Genomic DNA, 17,290 nt, shown 5'->3' on the forward strand with positions numbered 1-17,290 from the left:
AAGGTTATGCTGCATTCGTGACACCGAAGGGCGAGCAGGGACCGGCACTCCGGGAGGACGCCGCACGCAACCGCGCCCGGGTGCTGAAGGTCGCCCGCGAGCAACTGGCCGCCGGCGACGACTCGCTTCGACTGAACACCATCGCCCGGCTCGCCGGTGTGGGGGTGGGTACCGTCTACCGGCATTTCCCCAACCGCCACGCACTGTGGGAGGCCCTGTCGGCCGAGCGGTTCCAGGAGCTGGTCGACGAGGCCCGGGCCGCTGCGGCCGACGAGGACGTCCTCGTGGGTCTGCACCGCCTGCTGCGGTTCACCCTCGTACAGGCGCTGGACGACAGCGGGTTCGCCGCGGTACTCGAATCCACCAGTGACAACGAGGCCCAGACCTCGGAGCTGAAGGCCCAGCTCGACCGGGCCGTCTCGCACCTGCTCGACCAGTGCCGCCGTGCGGGCGCCATCCGGCGCGACATCGAGGCCGACGACGTACGCCGCCTGCTCTGCGGCACCGTGCACGCCGTACGCTCCGGCAGCGACGGCGAGGGCAACGACGACAGCAACGATGGCGACGGCAACGGCAACAACGCCGGCGACGCGACCCGCGCCGAGATCTATCTCGCCGTGCTCCTCGAAGGCCTGCGCCCCCCGCGCTGACCACGGCCCTGCGGCCGAACACTCCGCGCCAAGAGCATCCGTTCCGTATCTCCCCCTGCCCACGACCAAGCGGATAGCCATCCGGTTGATAACGTGACCCCATCAATCGGATACCTATCCGATTCCTGTGGTGTCATGGCGGAGGGCGGACCTGATGGAACAGCGTGCGGTGGTCACGGCGGGGACCGGAGGAATCGGCCTGGAGACCGCGATGGGGCTGGCGGCGTACGGGCTCGCCGTCACCGTGGTCGGCCGTGACGCCGAACGGGGCGCCCGCGCCGTCGAGCGGATCGCCACGGTCGCGACCGGAGGCGAGCCACGGTTCATAGCGGCCGACCTGGCATCACTCGGCGACGTCCGGGAACTCGCCGCCCGGCTGGCGGCAGAAGGGCCGCTGAAGGTCCTGGTCAACAACGTGGGCGCGATGCTCGCGGACCGGCAGCACACCGTCGACGGGATCGAGGCGACGTTCGTCCTCAACCACCTCTCGCCCTACCTGCTGACCGAACTGCTGCTCGACCAGCTCCGGGCCGACGGGCCCAGCCGGATCGTGAACGTCAGCTCCTCGGCGGTCCGCGCCGCCAAGCGCTCCTTCGAGGACGTCGAGCCGCCGGGCGGCTACTACGCGTTCCACTGGTACGGCCGGGCCAAGCTCGCCAACCTCGCGTACACCCTGGACCTGGCCCAGCGTCTGCGCGGCAGCGGTATCAGCGTCTTCGCGGCCGACCCCGGCGGCGCCGCCACCGACATGACCAACGGCACCATGAGGTCACCGAAGATCGTCTCTCCCGCGCTGCGCCCGCTGTGGCCGCTGGTCCGGCGGCTCTTCGCACGCTCCACCGCCGGCCCTGCCTCCACGGCCGCCCGGTCGTCCATAGCCGCCGCCACCGACGCCTCACTCGACGGGCGGACCGGCCTCGTCATCGGCCCCCGGGCCACCCCCGTACCCGCCTTCCGTGCGAGCACCACGCCCCGGACGGTCGACAACGTGCTCAGGCTCAGCCGGCGACTGGCACCCGTCGAACACGAGCCGATGACCGGGTGAGCCCACGCCGGCTCCGGACGAGGACGGCGGCGGCGGTCGCGGTCGCGGCGGCAAGGGTGGCGGTGGTGGCTCGGCCCTCCAAGTAGGCGGGTACGGCCAGAATCCGGCGGTTGTCGTCCTCGGACGGTTCGAGTCCGAGCTTGGTGAAGATGTGGTGGCTGTGCTTGCTGACGGTCTTCTCACTGACGAACATCCGGCCCGCGACGGCCAGTTCCCGACCGCCGGTACGGGCTCGGCCTGGAGCAGGTGTCCACCCCCCGCGGCACCGTCTGGGGCCACAGCGGCCAGGCCCCCGGCTACTCCGGCGAGGACCACACCGACGCCACCGGCCGCCGCACGGTCTCGGTCTTCACCACGACCATCTTCGGCATCGCCACCCCGAAGGCCGCCGCCGCCCATCAGGCCCTGGTGAACGCCGCGGTCTGCGCCATGCTCGACAAGCCGGTCCCCACCACGTCCGCGTCCGCGTCGTCCGGCTCCTGAGCCCCCACGCAGCCGCCCTCGCGCACACATTGACATGCCCACCACGAAAAACCTCCTCGGCCCGCGTTTCCGCAGGTCAGAGGAGGTATGGAGAGTGGAGCCTAGGGGAGTCGAACCCCTGACATCTGCCATGCAAAGACAGCGCTCTACCAACTGAGCTAAGGCCCCGGGGACGGGCAGGTACGCCGACCAGCAGAGATCGGCTCTCCCATCACCGGGCACCAGAGTACCGGGTGTACCCGGGGATCCCGCAAAACGATTGGGGCTCCCCGTGCGCGACCACGCTCCGTAAGATGCCCCACGAGGTTCGCAGCAGTGAAGCTGCCGCATTGGGGAAGCGATGGGGAGACGCGCATGGATGCCGCACAGCAGGAATCGACTGCCAGAGCCAGAGAGCTTCAGAGAAGCTGGTACGGAGAGCCGCTGGGGGCGCTCTTCCGCCGGCTCATCGACGATCTGGGGCTGAACCAGGCGCGGCTCGCGGCCGTGCTGGGGCTGTCGGCGCCGATGCTCTCGCAGTTGATGAGCGGCCAGCGCGCGAAGATCGGCAACCCCGCGGTCGTCCAGCGCGTGCAGGCGCTGCAGGATCTGGCGGGCCAGGTGGCGGACGGCAGCGTCAGCGCCGGGGAGGCCACCGACCGGATGGAGGAGATCAAGAAGTCCCAGGGGGGCTCCGTCCTGACGGGTACCAGCCAGACGACGAACAGCTCGGGCGCGCCCACCGTGCGCCGGGTGGTGCGGGAGATCCAGTCCCTGCTCCGGTCGGTCGCCGCGGCCGGCGACATCATAGACGCGGCGGACGCCCTCGCCCCGACCCAGCCCGAACTGGCAGAGTTCCTCAGGGTCTACGGTGCCGGGCGCACCGCCGACGCGGTCGCCCACTACGAGGCGCACCAGAACTAGATCGACAGCCAACAAGCGGCAAGCGGTACGGGCAGGGCGGGGCGGATGTCCGCCGGATACGACGACGGGGAGCGAGTGCGGCGCCATGGGTGAGGTCTTCGCGGGGCGGTACGAGCTGATCGACCCGATCGGCCGCGGCGGTGTGGGCGCCGTCTGGCGCGCCTGGGACCACCGGCGCCGCCGTTACGTGGCCGCGAAGGTCCTCCAGCAGAGCGACGCGCACACCCTGCTGCGGTTCGTCCGCGAGCAGGCGCTGCGGATCGATCATCCCCATGTCCTCGCCCCGGCGAGCTGGGCGGCGGACGACGACAAGGTCCTTTTCACCATGGACCTGGTGACCGGCGGCTCGCTGGCGCACGTCATCGGCGACTACGGCCCGCTGCCTCCCCGCTTCGTCTGCACCCTGCTCGATCAGCTGCTCGCCGGTCTGGCCGCGGTGCACGCGGAGGGGGTCGTGCACCGCGACATCAAACCCGCCAACATCCTGCTGGACGCGACCGGAACGGCGCGGCCGCACCTGCGCCTCTCCGACTTCGGCATCTCCATGCGCAAGGGGGAGCCGCGGCTGACGGAGACCAACTACGTGGTGGGAACGCCCGGTTACTTCGCGCCCGAGCAGTTGATGGGCGCGGAGCCCGACTTCCCCGCCGATCTCTTCGCGGTGGGCCTCGTCGCGCTCTATCTGTTGCAGGGTCAGAAACCCGACTCCAAGGCGCTCGTCGAGCACTTCGTGGCACACGGCACCCCGGGGGCGCCGCAGGGCATCCCGGAGCCGCTGTGGCAGGTCCTGGCGGGGCTCGTCCAGCCGGACCCGGACGCCAGGTTCCGTACGGCCACGGGGGCGCGCAAGGCGCTGACGACGGCCGTGGATCTGCTCCCCGAGGCCGGGGAGGACGAGGAGCCGGTCGAGATCTTCGACCAGATCGGTCCGCTGCCCCCGGGGTTCGGCCCCTCCGGCCCCGTCAAGCAGTCCGAGCCCGCTCCCGAACAGAAGCCCGCACCCGCGCTCACCCCGAAGCCGGAACCGGAAGCCGAGCCCGTTCCGGCACCGGCACCCGTGCCGGAACCCTCCGCCGCGCCCTCCCCCACGCCCCCGCCCACCTCCATGTCGGAGACCGGCAGTTTCCATCTCCCCCCACCGCCGGTCCGGCCGCAGGAACCTCAGCCTCAACCCCACCTCCAGCCCCACCAGCCCCAGGGTCAGCCCCAGCCGTACCCCTCCGCGGCCGAGCTGGCCCACGCACAGGCGCAGACCGCCGCTGTACGGCAGGACCACAGCCTCACGCGTCCGTACACCGCCCAGAGCCCGCAGGCCCCTCTCGCGGGGGCCTCCCTGCCCCAGCAGGCCCCGCCGCCGCAGCCGGCGCACCGTACCGTCGCCCGCCACGCGCCCCCCAGGCGTCCGGGACCGCCCCCGAAGGTGACGGTCCCGGTCCTGCTGCTGGCGCTGGCCTGTTTCGCGGTCGGCTTCTGGGCGCTCACCCAGGTCGGACAGGGCTGACAGATCTGACAGGTCCGCCAGGCCCGACGGACCAGGCCGTCCTGGACCCGCCCGTCACGGACCCGCTACGCCGCCGCCCCGCCGCGCGAGCAGCGTCCACACGCCGAGCCCGAGCACCAGCACCGTGCCCGTGCCGATCCCGCCCGCCGCGACCAGCACCATCGTGTCGCTCCGCGCCTCGTCCGGCGGCGCCTGCCCGGCCGAGGCCGCGTCCCGGTCGTCCTCGGTCACGGCGAACAGCCCGGCCGGCCCGTCGTACCCCGGTCCTGCCTTCGGCGTGCCCTTGACGTCGACCCGCAGCGTCAGCCCGTACGGCTTCTCCCCGAACGTCTTGCCGACCTCCGGGCTGAGGCTGATCCGCAGGTAGTACCAGCCCGCGAACCGCATGTCCTGGTCGCCGGAGCGGTAGCCGAAGCGGTTCTCGTACGCCACCGGCGGCAGCGGGTCGAGGGCCGCCGTCTTCTGCTTGCCGTCGTACGAGACCGAACTGCTGCCGTCCACGAACCCGAGCGCCGGGTTGTACAGCGACACCCCGAGCGCGCCGCTCACGAACCCGTCCCCCTCCGAGCTGCCGAGGTCGGCGCTGGCGAAGAGCTGCTGCCCCCAGTCGACGGGCACCCGGTAGAAGAGCGAGGCCCCCGGCTCGATCTTCGTCGTCCACTCGCCCGACTCCAGCCCCTTGGCGTCGGTGAAACCGTTGCCGCCCGCCCGCTCGCGCACGGCGCCCGCGACCGGCTCGGGGGAGGCACTCGGCCACTGCGAGGGCGCCTGGGTCGGCCCGGTCGCCTTGAGCCCCGGCTCGGAGACATGGCGGATCTCCAGCTCCCACGGCGCGGCCGAGGAGGTCTCCTCGCTGGTCCGCTCGATGACGACGTAGTACGGCCCCGACTCCTGGCAGGTGGACGAGCCCTCCTTGAGCACCCGGTAGGCGTAGGCGGCGAGCGGCCGGGCGAACTCCCCCTGCGTACCGAAGTTCGAGTAGTTCGAACTGCAGTCGGTGCCCTCGCGGTTCTGGAGCGACACCTCGATCTTGTCCCCGAAGGCGACCTTCGTACCGGGCTCGGGCACGGCCACCGCGGAGACGTAGTCGCTCGTGCTCTTCGTCAGGTCGAGCCGGTAGACGCGTTTCTCGCCCGGCTTGATCGCGTCGCGGTAGACGGCGCCGGTCTCCAGCGTCCGCGCCTCGCTCGTGGTCGTCGCGCCGGTGATCTGCCGCGCACCGGGCTCGAAGGCGTACGGGGCAGGGCCGCCCGCCGCCCAGGCCTGCCCCGGCAGCGCCAGAGCCGCGCTCACGGCCGCCGCCACACACATCACCGATGTCGCGGCCGACGCCACCCGGCCCCTGCTGCGCTGCCCGTTCACGCGCTCGTCCCCCTGCCTCTGCCCGCTGCCACGTTCCGTCCGCGTTCCGTCCCGCGGGTCCATCCTGCCCCGGCGGCCGTACCGCTGTCTGCCCGGGCAGCACGAAGCCCCGGCCGCTCAGCGACCGGGGCTCGCATCAGGACTGCTGCGTCTCACACACCCGAACCTGCGGGCACGGAGTCGGTCGCCTCCGTCCACAGATCCTGCTCGGCGCGGTCCGCCTGGATCTGGCGGTACACGAGGAGCCCGCCGATGGCAGCCAGTGCGACCAAGAGAAGCTTCTTCACCGCGCGACCTCGTCTTTCCTTGACGTAGGGGACTTCTGGCGCCCGACTATACACACCGATCGATATCGATCGGTGACCTGTCCGCACCCCAACTCCGCCTTCGCCAGGGCCGGACACCGACAGTAAAAGAACGGAAGAAGCGGGTGACGAACCGCGTAACGAATCGCGCAATGCGATCGGCCCGTACGGAGTGATCCGTACGGGCCGATACTCGCGGTGGGGCTAACAGGATTTGAACCTGTGGCCTCATCCTTATCAGGGATGCGCTCTAACCAACTGAGCTATAGCCCCGCGCTGCCCCTGAAGATTAGCGCACTTCAGGGCCAGCCCCAAAATCGATACCCGGTCCTCACTCGTCCTCGGCGAGCGTCAGCTCGACGCCGCCCACGAAGCCTGCGGAGAGGTTGTAGATGAAGGCCCCGAGCGTGGCCAGCGCGGTCGCCAGCACCACGTCGATCACCGCGATGACCGACGTGAAGACGAGCACCCGCGGCAGCGACAGGAACGACTGGAGATCGAACCCGTTGCTCTCGTTGGACCCGGTGGCCTCACTGATCGTCCCGCCGACGGTCGAGAAGACGCCCATGGCGTCCATGACCATCCACAGCACCGCCGCCGCCACGATCGTGCAGACGCCGAGCGCGATGGAGAGCAGGAAGCTGACCTTCATCACCGACCACGGGTCGGCCTTGGAAACCCGCAGCCGCGCCTTGCGCGTCCGGGGCGTGGTCCGTGCGCCCGTCCTCGGCAGGCGCACCGCCGAGGCAGCGGCGGGTCCCGTCGTCGGTGCGGCGGATCCGCCGCCCCCGGCTGTCCCGGTGGCGGAAGGGGCAGATGTCACGGAAGCTCCCTGTTGGCCCTGCTGTCCGGCCGGCTTGGATCCCTGTCCGGCTTGAGTGGCTCCGCCGCCGGGAGAGGGATACGCCTGCGGCGGGTGGTACGGCTGAGCGGCCGGCTGCGGCTGCCCAGCGCCATAGGTCTCGTACGGGGGCTTGTTCCCCCGGGTGTCGGTCACCGTAACCCCCTGGGAGTCCGTGGCAGGGCCACGGGCACCGTTCGCTCCGGAAGCGGCCGATCCGGCGCCCGTGGCTCCACTCACGCTTACTCCTCGTGCTCCCCGGCCGGAGGCTTGCTGCCTCCGGCGACCTCGGCCGTACCGGCCTCGTCGGTCCCCGGGTCATCGGTCCCGTCGACCTCTTCAGCCTCACGGCCCGCCTCGGCATTGCGCGCGATGCCCACGACGGCATCACGCTTGCCCAGGTTGATCAGTTGGACGCCCATGGTGTCACGGCCCGTCTCCCTGACTTCGCTGACTCGCGTGCGAATCACACCACCGCCGAGAGTGATGGCAAGGATCTCATCACTCTCCTCGACCACCAACGCGCCGACGAGCGACCCGCGGTCCTCCACAATCTTGGCGGCCTTGATACCGAGGCCGCCACGGCCCTGGACGCGATACTCGTCAACCGCGGTCCGCTTCGCGTATCCGCCGTCCGTGGCAGTGAAGACGAACGTACCGGGCCGGACGACATTCATCGAGAGGAGCTCGTCGCCCTCACGGAAACTCATCCCCTTGACCCCGGACGTGGCACGGCCCATCGGGCGCAGCGCGTCGTCCGTCGCGGTGAACCGGATCGACTGCGCCTTCCTGCTGATGAGCAGCAGATCGTCCTCCGCCGACACCAGCTCGGCGCCGATCAGCTCGTCGTCCGCGCCCGTGTCGGTCTCGCGCAGGTTGATCGCGATGACACCGCCCGACCGCGGAGAGTCGTAATCCTTGAGCGGGGTCTTCTTGACCAGTCCCGCCTTTGTTGCGAGAACGAGATACGGAACGGCCTCGTAATCGCGGATCGCGAGGATCTCCGCGATCTGCTCGTCCGGCTGGAAAGCGAGCAGATTGGCCACATGCTGGCCCCGCGCGTCCCGGCCGGCGTCCGGCAGTTCGTACGCCTTGGCCCGGTAGACCCGGCCCTTGTTCGTGAAGAACAGCAGCCAGTGGTGGGTCGTGGAGACGAAGAAGTGGTCGACGATGTCGTCTTCCTTGAGCTTCGTCCCGCGGACGCCCTTGCCGCCGCGCTTCTGCGAGCGGTAGTCGTCCGTCTTCGTACGCTTCACATAGCCGCCCCGCGTGATGGTGACGACGATGTCCTCCTCGGCGATCAAGTCCTCCATGGACATGTCACCGTCGAAGGGAACCAGCTTGGAACGCCGGTCGTCGCCGAACTTGTCGACGATGACGGCCAGTTCCTCGCGGACGATGGTGCGCTGCTTCTCCGGCGAGGCCAGGATCGCGTTGTACTCGTTGATCTTCGCCTGCAGCTCGTCGTGCTCCGCGACGATCTTCTGCCGCTCCAGGGCCGCCAGTCGGCGGAGCTGCATCTCCAGGATCGCGTTCGCCTGGATCTCGTCGATCGTGAGCAGCCCCATCAGGCCCTCACGCGCGATCTCGACCGTGTCGCTGCGCCGGATCAGCGCGATGACCTCGTCGATCGCGTCCAGCGCCTTGAGCAGACCGCGCAGGATGTGCGCCCGCTCCTCCGCCTTGCGCAGCCGGAAGCGCGTCCGCCGGACGATGACCTCGATCTGGTGCGCCACCCAGTGCCGGATGAACGCGTCCAGCGACAGCGTGCGCGGCACCCCGTCCACCAGCGCGAGCATGTTCGCGCTGAAGTTGGACTGGAGGTCGGTGTGCTTGTACAGGTTGTTCAGGACGACCTTGGCGACCGCGTCCCGCTTGAGGACGACGACCAGGCGCTGTCCCGTACGGGAGGACGTCTCGTCGCGGACATCGGCGATCCCGCCGATCTTTCCGTCCTTGACCAGGTCGGCAATCTTCTGAGCGAGATTGTCCGGGTTGGTCTGGTACGGCAGCTCCGTGACCACCAGGCACTGGCGGTTCTGGATCTCCTCGACCTCGACCACCGCGCGCATCGTGATCGAGCCGCGGCCCGTACGGTACGCCTCCTCGATGCCCTTACGGCCCACGACCAGCGCGCCCGACGGGAAGTCGGGCCCCTTGATCCGCTCGATCAGCGCGTCCAGCAGCTCCTCGTGCGAAGCGTCCGGGTGCTCCAGCGCCCACATCGCACCCGCCGCGACCTCCCGCAGATTGTGCGGCGGGATGTTCGTGGCCATACCGACGGCGATACCCGCCGAACCGTTGATCAGAAGGTTCGGGAACCGCGCCGGCAGCACCGTCGGCTCCTGGTTGCGGCCGTCGTAGTTGTCCGTGAAGTCGACGGTCTCCTCGTCGATGTCCCGGAGCATCTCCATCGACAGCGGCATCAGCTTGCACTCGGTGTACCGCATGGCGGCGGCCGGGTCGTTGCCCGGTGAACCGAAGTTGCCGTTGGAGTCCACCAGCGGCATCCGCATCGACCACGGCTGCGCCAGGCGGACCAGCGCGTCGTAGATCGAGGAGTCGCCGTGCGGGTGGTACGTACCCATCACGTCACCGACGACGCGGGCGCACTTGTAGAAGCCCTTCTCGGGCCGGTAACCGCCGTCGTACATCGCGTACAGCACACGCCGGTGCACGGGCTTGAGGCCGTCCCGTACGTCCGGCAGCGCGCGCGACACGATGACGGACATCGCGTAGTCGAGGTACGAGCGCTGCATCTCCGTTTCGAGCCCCACGGGCTCTACGCGCATCGCCAGACCCTCGACCGCCTCGACCGCCTCCTGGATCACAGGGGTACCGGGGGTGCCGGGGACTCCGGAGTTCTCCGAGCCGTCGGCGTTGTCAGGTGTTGCGGGGGTGTTCTCGTCGGCCATCGCTGGTCGGTGTTCCTTTCTGCCTTGTCGAATCCGTCAGCGGTGACCGACTAGATGTCGAGGAAGCGGACGTCCTTGGCATTGCGCTGGATGAAGGACCGCCGCGCCTCGACGTCCTCGCCCATCAGCACCGAGAACAGATCGTCGGCCTGGGCCGCGTCGTCCAGCGTGACCTGGCCGAGCACCCGGTGGTCGACGTCCATCGTGGTGATCCGCAGCTCCTCGGCGTTCATCTCGCCCAGACCCTTGAAGCGCTGGATCGAGTCCTCCTTGATCCGCTTCCCGTTCTGCTTGCCCAGCTCGACCAGCGCGTCGCGCTCCCGGTCGGAGTAGGCGTACTCGAAGTCGTCCCGGCCCCACTTGATCTTGTAGAGCGGCGGGCGGGAGAGATAGACGTGCCCGGCCTCGACCAGCGGACGCATGAAGCGGAACAGGAACGTCAGCAGCAGCGTGTTGATGTGCTGACCGTCGACGTCGGCGTCCGCCATCAGAATGATCTTGTGATAGCGGAGCTTCTCGATGTCGAAGTCCTCGTGCACCCCCGTGCCGAACGCCGAGATCAGCGCCTGCACCTCGGTGTTCTGGAGGATCTTGTCGATCCGCGCCTTCTCGACGTTCAGGATCTTGCCGCGGATCGGCAGGATCGCCTGGTACATCGGGTTACGGCCCGACTTCGCCGAACCGCCGGCGGAGTCACCCTCGACGATGAAGATCTCGCACTTCGACGGGTCGTTCGACTGGCAGTCGCTCAGCTTGCCCGGCAGGGACGCGCTCTCCAGCAGCCCCTTGCGACGGGTCAGATCCCGCGCCTTACGGGCCGCGACCCGGGCCGTCGCGGCCTGGATCGACTTGCGGATGATGTCCGCGGCCTCGTTCGGATTACGGTCGAACCAGTCCGTCAGGTGCTCGTGCACGATCTTCTGGACGAAGGTCTTCGCCTCCGTGTTGCCCAGCTTCGTCTTCGTCTGCCCCTCGAACTGCGGCTCGCCCAGCTTCACCGAGATGATCGCGGTCAGACCCTCGCGGATGTCCTCGCCCGCCAGGTTGTCGTCCTTCTCCCGCAGGAACTTCTTCTCGCGCGCGTAGCGGTTGACCAGACCGGTCATCGCCGCGCGGAAGCCCTCCTCGTGCGTACCGCCCTCATGCGTGTGGATCGTGTTCGCGAAGGAGTACACACCCTCGCTGTACTGCGCGTTCCACTGCATCGCGATCTCGACCGAGAGCAGCCTCTCCTTGTCCTCGGCCTCGATGTCGATGACCGTCGGATGGATCAGCTCGCCCTTGCGCGAGTTCAGGTACTTCACGAAGTCGACGATGCCGCCCTCGTAGAAGTACGTCACCGAACGGGCCGGCGGCTCCTCGTCGGGGCTCTCCACCGCGTCCGTACCCGCGACGTCCGCGCCCACGACGGCCTTCGCCGACGCGCGCTCGTCCGTCAGCTTCAGCGTCAGGCCCTTGTTGAGGAAGGCCATCTCCTGGAAGCGCCGCGACAGCGTCTCGAAGGAGTAGTCCGTCGTCTCGAAGACATCCGCGTCGGCCCAGAACGTCACCGTCGTACCGGTCTCGGTCGTCGCCTCGTTACGGGCCAGCGGCGCCGTCGGCACACCGAGCTTGTAATCCTGCGTCCAGCGGTAGCCGTCCGTCTTGACCTCGACCGCGACCTTCGACGACAGCGCGTTGACGACGGAGACGCCCACGCCGTGCAGACCACCGGAGACGGCGTACCCGCCGCCGCCGAACTTGCCGCCCGCGTGCAGCACCGTCAGGACGACCTCGACGGCCGGCTTGTTCTCCGACGGGACGATGCCCACCGGGATCCCACGGCCGTTGTCGATCACCCGGACCCCGCCGTCGGCGAGGATCGTGACATCGATGGAGTCGGCGTAGCCGGCCATCGCCTCGTCGACCGCGTTGTCGACGACTTCCTGTACAAGGTGGTGAAGCCCGCGCTCACCGGTCGAGCCGATGTACATGCCGGGCCGCTTGCGGACCGCGTCCAGGCCCTCGAGGACGGTGATGGCACTGGCGTCGTACGCGGCGGTCACCTCGCCGTGCTCGCCAGTGGCGACGGACGAGGTCTTCTCATTGGGGTTGCCGGAATCGGCCACGAAGCGCCCTTTCTGGCACAGCACAGGCCGTCTTCCGAGCAAGCGGGAGCGGCTGCGTCGTTCGGCTTGTGTCAGCATCTGTTGACAGTCCCCCGCAAGCAGCGCGGGATTTTCCATCAGTCTACCGGTAGCGCCGACCCGAATGGGGGTTTGCCGGTACCTGAGTCCGCATGTGCCGCCCTGGATGAGCAGCCTCCGACTCCCCATATTCAGGAAGGGGCTCCAAGAGGCTCACACAGGCGTTGAGCGCTTCGGCCTGTCAACCTCCCGCTACGGTGAGGGACACCTCAATCTCCCCACACGCCCTCCCAGGTCACAGCGCCCTCGGGCGGTACGGAACGGGACGAGCCGTCCCCGGTGAGAAGGACGGCTCGTGAGGAGGAACGGTGCCGCGCACGGGCACCGGGAACGTGGGGGGGGTACGGGTACGGGGACGTACGGGAGCGGGGGAGTACGAGGAAAGCGGAGCTGAGGAAAGGGGGTGGGCGAGGCGTGGGCGCCCCGGGCACCCCGGGCGTCGTCGGCGTCCCGGCCGCCCCGGCCGCCCGGCCGTCTCAGCCGTAGGTGTCGCCGGGCCCCGTGCTCCCCGGCGCCCGGAGGCGGCCGTACCGCTGCGGCGGACCTCCCGGCCCCAGCACCTTGATCATCCGGACCGTGCCCTGCCCCAGGTCCTCGTTCAGCCGGGCCACCAGGCGCGGCGCCAGCAGCCGGAGCTGCGTCGCCCACACCGTCGAATCGCACTGCACGGTCAGCACCCGCGCGTCCTCGGCATCGTCGTAACGCTGCGGCACACAGTGCTTCGCCAGGTCCTCACCGACGATCTGCGGCCAGCGGCCCATTACTCCGCCCACGGCGGCCGGGGTCTCCCAGCCCCGCTCCATGATCAGCCGGCTGATCGCCGCACCCAGCGGCAGCGGATCGCGCCCGTCGGCCCGCGCACCCGAGCGCAGCCCACCGCCCCGCCTGGCCTGTTTCTTCTGCTGTACGGCATTCCCCCGGGCGCGGGCCTGCTCCTTCGCCGCCCGCAGCGCGACCCGGGCCAGATCCACCCCGGACGGCTCGGGCCCCGACGCCGACGCCGACGACGCGGCTGACGACACGGCCGACGACTGACCGGCCCCCGTCCCTGCGCCCGACCCCGGTGTTCCCGGGATCCCCGGCATTCCCGGCAGACTCATACGCGCTCCACCGCACCCTCGGCCACCGCGAACCGCGCCCCGGCCAGCACACCCGGCACATCGTCGTCCACCGCCGCCGTCACCAGCACCTGCTCCCCCGGAACCACCAGCTCCGCCAGCCGCTCCCGCCGCCGCGCGTCCAGCTCGGCGAACACGTCGTCCAGCACCAGCACCGGCTCATTGCCCTCGGCGCGCAGCAGATCGTACGAGGCCAGCCGCAGCGCCAGCGCGTACGACCAGGACTCGCCGTGGCTCGCGTACCCCTTCGCCGGCAGCCGGCCCAGCTTCAGCACCAGATCGTCCCGGTGCGGCCCGACCAGCGTCACGCCCCGCTCGATCTCCTGCTTGCGCACCTCGGCCAGGGCCGCCAGCAGATGCACGTACAGCTCGTCGCGCGAGGACCCGGCGCCCGGCTCGCCCGGCCCCGGGGAGCCCGCGGCCTCGTCACCGCCGGGACCACCGGCGGAGGAACGGTACTCCAGCGTCACCGGACCGCCGCCCGGCGCCAACTGCTCGTACGCCTTGTCCGCCAGCGGCTGGATCGTCGCTATCAGATCGACCCGCTGCGCCAGCAACTCCGCCCCGGCGCGCGCGAGGTGCTGGTCCCAGACATCCAGCGTGGACAGGTCCATGCCACGCCCACCGTGCCGCCGTGCCATCGCCGCCGACTTCAGCAGCGTGTTCCGCTGCCGGAGCACCCGGTCGTAGTCGGACCGCACCCCCGCCATCCGCGGTGACCGCGCGGTGATCAGCTCGTCCAGGAACCGGCGGCGCTCGCCCGGATCGCCCTTCACCAGCGCCAGATCCTCCGGCGCGAACAGCACCGTCCGTACGATCCCCACCACGTCACGCGGCTTGACCTGCGACGACCGGTTGATACGGGCCCGATTGGCCCGGCCAGGGTTCAGCTCAAGCTCCACGAGCTGCGAGCGCTCGCCCTGCGTGACCGCCGCGCGGATCACCGCGCGCTCCGCGCCCATCCGCACCAGGGGCGCGTCCGACGAGACCCGGTGGCTGCCGAGCGTCGCCAGATAGCCGACCGCCTCGACCAGATTCGTCTTGCCCTGCCCGTTCGCCCCCACGAACGAGGTGACGCCCGGGTCGAGGGGCACCTCCACCCGGGCGTACGACCGGAAGTCGGCCAGCGACAGATGCGTCACATGCATGGCTGTGCGCGGACCTCCCCGGATGTCACTTACTTGTCGTCGGCCGACTCGACGGCGTGGCCGCCGAACTGGTTGCGCAGCGCCGCGACCATCTTCATCTGCGGCGAGTCCTCCTGGCGCGAGGCGAACCGCGCGAAGAGCGACGCGGTGATCGCGGGCAGCGGCACCGCGTGGTTGATGGCCGCCTCGACCGTCCACCGGCCCTCGCCCGAGTCCTCCGCGTACCCCCGGAGCTGGTCCAGGTGCTCGTCCTGGTCCAGCGCGTTGACCGCCAGGTCCAGCAGCCAGGAGCGGATGACCGTCCCCTCCTGCCAGGAGCGGAAGACCTCACGGACATCGGTGACCGAGTCGACCTTCTCCAGCAGCTCCCAGCCCTCGGCGTACGCCTGCATCATGGCGTACTCGATGCCGTTGTGGACCATCTTGGCGAAGTGGCCCGCGCCGACCTTGCCGGCGTGCACCGAGCCGAAGTTCCCCTCGGGCTTGAGCGCGTCGAAGACCGGCTCGACCTTCGCCACATGCTCCGGGTCGCCGCCGTACATCAGCGCATAGCCGTTGTCGAGGCCCCAGACACCGCCGGAGACACCGCAGTCGAGGAAGCCGATGCCCTTGATACCCAGCTCGACCGCGTGCTTCTCGTCGTCGGTCCAGCGGGAGTTCCCGCCATCGACCACGACATCACCGGGGGACAGCAGCTCGGCCAGCTCGTCGATCGTCGCCTGGGTCGCGGCACCCGCGGGGACCATCACCCACACCACGCGCGGACCCTTGAGCTTGTCCACCAGCTCCTTCAGGCTGTGGACATCCGCGAGGTCCGGATTGCGGTCGTATCCGATGACGGTGTGGCCGGCGCGGCGGATGCGCTCGCGCATGTTGCCGCCCATCTTGCCGAGACCCACAAGACCGAGCTCCATCAGGCGTTCCTTAAGCGTTGAGGCGATTCGTACCCGGGTCCGAGCCTACGCCCGGACCTGGGTACTCACCTGTGGGGTCAGCCGCTCAGGCGTACCGGCATGATCAGGTACTTGTACGCCTCGTCCGCCTCCGCGTCGACGGCCGGGCGGCCGCTGAGCAGCGCCGGCTTCGTGGACGTCGTGAAGGAGAGCTGGGCCACCGGGGAGTCGATCGCGCTCAGGCCGTCCAGCAGGAAGGTCGGGTTGAAGGCGATCGAGATGTCGTCGCCGTCGAGCTGCGCGTCGACCCGCTCCACAGCCTGTGCGTCGTCGCTGGAACCGGCCTCCAGGATGAGAACGCCCTGCTCGAAGCTGAGCCGTACGGGGGTGTTCCGCTCCGCGACCAGGGCCACGCGCTTGACGGCCTCGACGAACGGGGCGGTCTCGATCACCGCGACCGAGTTGAACTCGGTCGGGAAGAGCGTGCGGTACTTGGGCAGATCGCCTTCGAGAAGGCGGGTCGTCGTCCGCCGCCCGGCGCCCTCGAAGCCGATCAGACCCTCGCCCGCGCCGGAGCCGGAGAGCGCCAGCGTGACCGTGTCGCCGTTGGTGAGCGCCTTGGCGGTGTCCAGCAGCGTCTTGGCGGGCACCAGGGCGACCGCGGAGATGTCCGGCGACTCCGGCTTCCACAGGAACTCGCGGACCGCGAAGCGGTATCGGTCGGTCGAGGCCAGGGTGACCGTGTCGCCCTCGATCTCGATCCTTACGCCGGTGAGGACGGGCAGCGTGTCGTCCCGGCCCGCGGCGATGGCCACCTGGGAGGCGGCGGAGGCGAAGACCTCACCGGGGACGGTGCCGGTGGCGGTCGGCATCTGCGGCAGCGCCGGGTACTCCTCCACAGGCAGTGTGTGGAGCGTGAAGCGCGAGGAGCCGCAGACCACGGTCGCCCGTACACCGTCTGTGGAGATCTCCACCGGCCGGTTGGGCAGGGCACGGCAGATGTCGGCGAGCAGCCGGCCGGAGACGAGGACGGTGCCGTCCTCCTCCACCTCCGCGTCCACCGAGACCCGCGCCGAGACCTCGTAGTCGAAGCTGGAGAAGCTGAGCGCGCCGTCCTCCGCCTTCAGCAGAAGGCCCGCGAGCACCGGCGCCGGCGGACGGGCCGGAAGGCTACGGGCCACCCAGGCCACCGCCTCCGCGAGTACATCGCGCTCCACCCGGATCTTCACCGGAACCGCCTCCTGCTGTTGCTCGCTCGCCCTGCTGGCCTTCGTCGTCGGCTGGGATGCCGGGGACCAGTCTGACGTACGGCACCGACACTCGGTGCTGCCGCGGGTCAAGTCGAGGCGAGACGTTCCGGATGGCCGCCCGCGAAGTTGTGCACAGGCCCTGCTTCGAAACGGACTCCTGGCTAACTCTCAGGGGTAGTAGTAGTAGGCCCTGTGGAAACCGTGGATAACGCCGTATGCGCAGGTCAAGCCCGTTTTTTTATCCACCGGGCTTGTGGGTGGAGCCGTGGAGAACTCGGCTCTTCTGTGGACGGCGGAAAGTTCTGCACACTCCATGCACAGGACACCGTGACTTCTCCCCAGCCGCGTCCCCAGTTTTACCCAGGTTCCCCACAGCCCAACCGACCTCCTTGGTGTGACGCCTTTCACTCGACTCAGCGATCCCCGGTGTTTTGTTGCCGAACAGTGGACAGGGCTGTGGAGAAGCTGTGGGCGACGGCGGCCTGCCTGTGGGCCGCCGGTGGACAAGATCCCGGACGCCCTGTGGACGAGTTTTCCGTCCACAGGCTGTGGAGCGGCGTCAACCACAAATCCACACCCCCTTGACCTGGACCGATGTCCGGCCGGTGGCCTGCCCTGTGGACACGATCGGGACAACTCCTGGGTCCCCAGCCTGTGGACGGAAGATTCTGCCCGAATCTGTGGAGAAGG

Annotated in this window: 14 protein-coding genes and 2 tRNA genes; 5 read left to right on the forward strand and 11 right to left on the reverse strand. The window is 69.5% G+C overall.

The window, feature by feature from the left end; translation table 11 throughout:
• Positions 1–17 precede the first annotated feature (17 nt).
• From ACIQ7D_RS07660 to ACIQ7D_RS07670, 3 genes are all read left to right on the forward strand, one after another.
• Positions 18–650 (forward strand): TetR/AcrR family transcriptional regulator, encoded by a 633-nt coding sequence (locus ACIQ7D_RS07660; protein WP_403934721.1) that lies wholly within the window; start codon positions 18–20, stop codon positions 648–650.
• A gap of 154 nt (positions 651–804) precedes the next feature.
• The gene (locus ACIQ7D_RS07665) at positions 805–1,695 is read left to right on the forward strand and encodes an SDR family NAD(P)-dependent oxidoreductase (protein ID WP_403934724.1); all 891 of its coding nucleotides are present in this window, start codon (positions 805–807) and stop codon (positions 1,693–1,695) included.
• A gap of 246 nt (positions 1,696–1,941) precedes the next feature.
• A complete protein-coding gene (locus tag ACIQ7D_RS07670; protein ID WP_403934727.1) occupies positions 1,942–2,178 on the forward strand; it encodes a hypothetical protein in 237 nt (78 codons plus the stop codon).
• Positions 2,179–2,273: 95 nt separating this feature from the next.
• Here ACIQ7D_RS07670 and ACIQ7D_RS07675 read toward each other — a convergent pair.
• Positions 2,274–2,346, reverse strand: a tRNA-Ala gene (locus ACIQ7D_RS07675).
• A 186-nt stretch (positions 2,347–2,532) separates the two neighbouring features.
• Between ACIQ7D_RS07675 and ACIQ7D_RS07680 the strand changes: the two genes are divergently transcribed.
• Positions 2,533–3,081: a helix-turn-helix domain-containing protein gene (locus ACIQ7D_RS07680; protein ID WP_384995570.1), complete on the forward strand. Its 549-nt coding sequence runs from the start codon at positions 2,533–2,535 to the stop codon at positions 3,079–3,081.
• Positions 3,082–3,166: 85 nt separating this feature from the next.
• A complete protein-coding gene (locus ACIQ7D_RS07685; protein ID WP_403934730.1) occupies positions 3,167–4,582 on the forward strand; it encodes a serine/threonine-protein kinase in 1,416 nt (471 codons plus the stop codon).
• A gap of 54 nt (positions 4,583–4,636) precedes the next feature.
• Here the strand turns inward: ACIQ7D_RS07685 and ACIQ7D_RS07690 are convergent, their stop codons facing one another.
• The 10 genes from ACIQ7D_RS07690 to dnaN all read right to left on the reverse strand — a co-directional run bounded on the left by ACIQ7D_RS07690 (position 4,637) and on the right by dnaN (position 16,579).
• Positions 4,637–5,944, reverse strand: a complete 1,308-nt coding sequence (locus tag ACIQ7D_RS07690; protein ID WP_403934733.1) for a hypothetical protein — start codon at positions 5,942–5,944, stop codon at positions 4,637–4,639.
• Positions 5,945–6,096: 152 nt separating this feature from the next.
• A complete protein-coding gene (locus ACIQ7D_RS07695; RefSeq protein WP_003958712.1) occupies positions 6,097–6,231 on the reverse strand; it encodes a DLW-39 family protein in 135 nt (44 codons plus the stop codon).
• A 217-nt stretch (positions 6,232–6,448) separates the two neighbouring features.
• A tRNA-Ile gene (locus ACIQ7D_RS07700) sits at positions 6,449–6,522 on the reverse strand.
• 58 nt (positions 6,523–6,580) lie between these two features.
• Entirely contained in the window at positions 6,581–7,246 is a 666-nt protein-coding gene (locus ACIQ7D_RS07705) for a DUF3566 domain-containing protein (protein ID WP_403934736.1), read from the reverse strand.
• A gap of 86 nt (positions 7,247–7,332) precedes the next feature.
• Complete coding sequence (gene gyrA / locus ACIQ7D_RS07710) at positions 7,333–10,005, reverse strand: DNA gyrase subunit A (RefSeq protein ID WP_403934739.1); 2,673 nt, start codon at positions 10,003–10,005, stop codon at positions 7,333–7,335.
• Between the two features lie 50 nt (positions 10,006–10,055).
• Positions 10,056–12,137: a DNA topoisomerase (ATP-hydrolyzing) subunit B gene (gene gyrB / locus ACIQ7D_RS07715; protein ID WP_403934742.1), complete on the reverse strand. Its 2,082-nt coding sequence runs from the start codon at positions 12,135–12,137 to the stop codon at positions 10,056–10,058.
• Between the two features lie 530 nt (positions 12,138–12,667).
• Positions 12,668–13,276, reverse strand: coding sequence for a DUF721 domain-containing protein (locus tag ACIQ7D_RS07720; RefSeq protein WP_403935076.1), 609 nt, complete (start codon positions 13,274–13,276; stop codon positions 12,668–12,670).
• A gap of 11 nt (positions 13,277–13,287) precedes the next feature.
• Positions 13,288–14,457, reverse strand: a complete 1,170-nt coding sequence (gene recF / locus ACIQ7D_RS07725; RefSeq protein ID WP_403934745.1) for a DNA replication/repair protein RecF — start codon at positions 14,455–14,457, stop codon at positions 13,288–13,290.
• A gap of 29 nt (positions 14,458–14,486) precedes the next feature.
• The gene (gene gnd / locus ACIQ7D_RS07730; RefSeq protein ID WP_403934747.1) at positions 14,487–15,371 is read right to left on the reverse strand and encodes a phosphogluconate dehydrogenase (NAD(+)-dependent, decarboxylating); all 885 of its coding nucleotides are present in this window, start codon (positions 15,369–15,371) and stop codon (positions 14,487–14,489) included.
• Positions 15,372–15,448: 77 nt separating this feature from the next.
• Positions 15,449–16,579: a DNA polymerase III subunit beta gene (gene dnaN / locus ACIQ7D_RS07735; protein WP_384995593.1), complete on the reverse strand. Its 1,131-nt coding sequence runs from the start codon at positions 16,577–16,579 to the stop codon at positions 15,449–15,451.
• Positions 16,580–17,290: the final 711 nt, after the last annotated feature.

Origin of the sequence: Streptomyces sp. NPDC096310, from assembly GCF_044763125.1 — a bacterium.
Lineage (GTDB): Bacteria > Actinomycetota > Actinomycetes > Streptomycetales > Streptomycetaceae > Streptomyces.

Coding starts and splice junctions, on each gene's coding strand:
- gyrA (WP_403934739.1), bottom strand. CDS start 10,005: ATGGCCGACGAGAACACCCCCGCAACACCTGACAACGCCGACGGCTCG.
- ACIQ7D_RS07720 (WP_403935076.1), bottom strand. CDS start 13,276: ATGCCGGGGATCCCGGGAACACCGGGGTCGGGCGCAGGGACGGGGGCC.
- ACIQ7D_RS07680 (WP_384995570.1), top strand. CDS start 2,533: ATGGATGCCGCACAGCAGGAATCGACTGCCAGAGCCAGAGAGCTTCAG.
- recF (WP_403934745.1), bottom strand. CDS start 14,457: ATGCATGTGACGCATCTGTCGCTGGCCGACTTCCGGTCGTACGCCCGG.
- ACIQ7D_RS07685 (WP_403934730.1), top strand. CDS start 3,167: ATGGGTGAGGTCTTCGCGGGGCGGTACGAGCTGATCGACCCGATCGGC.
- ACIQ7D_RS07665 (WP_403934724.1), top strand. CDS start 805: ATGGAACAGCGTGCGGTGGTCACGGCGGGGACCGGAGGAATCGGCCTG.
- gnd (WP_403934747.1), bottom strand. CDS start 15,371: ATGGAGCTCGGTCTTGTGGGTCTCGGCAAGATGGGCGGCAACATGCGC.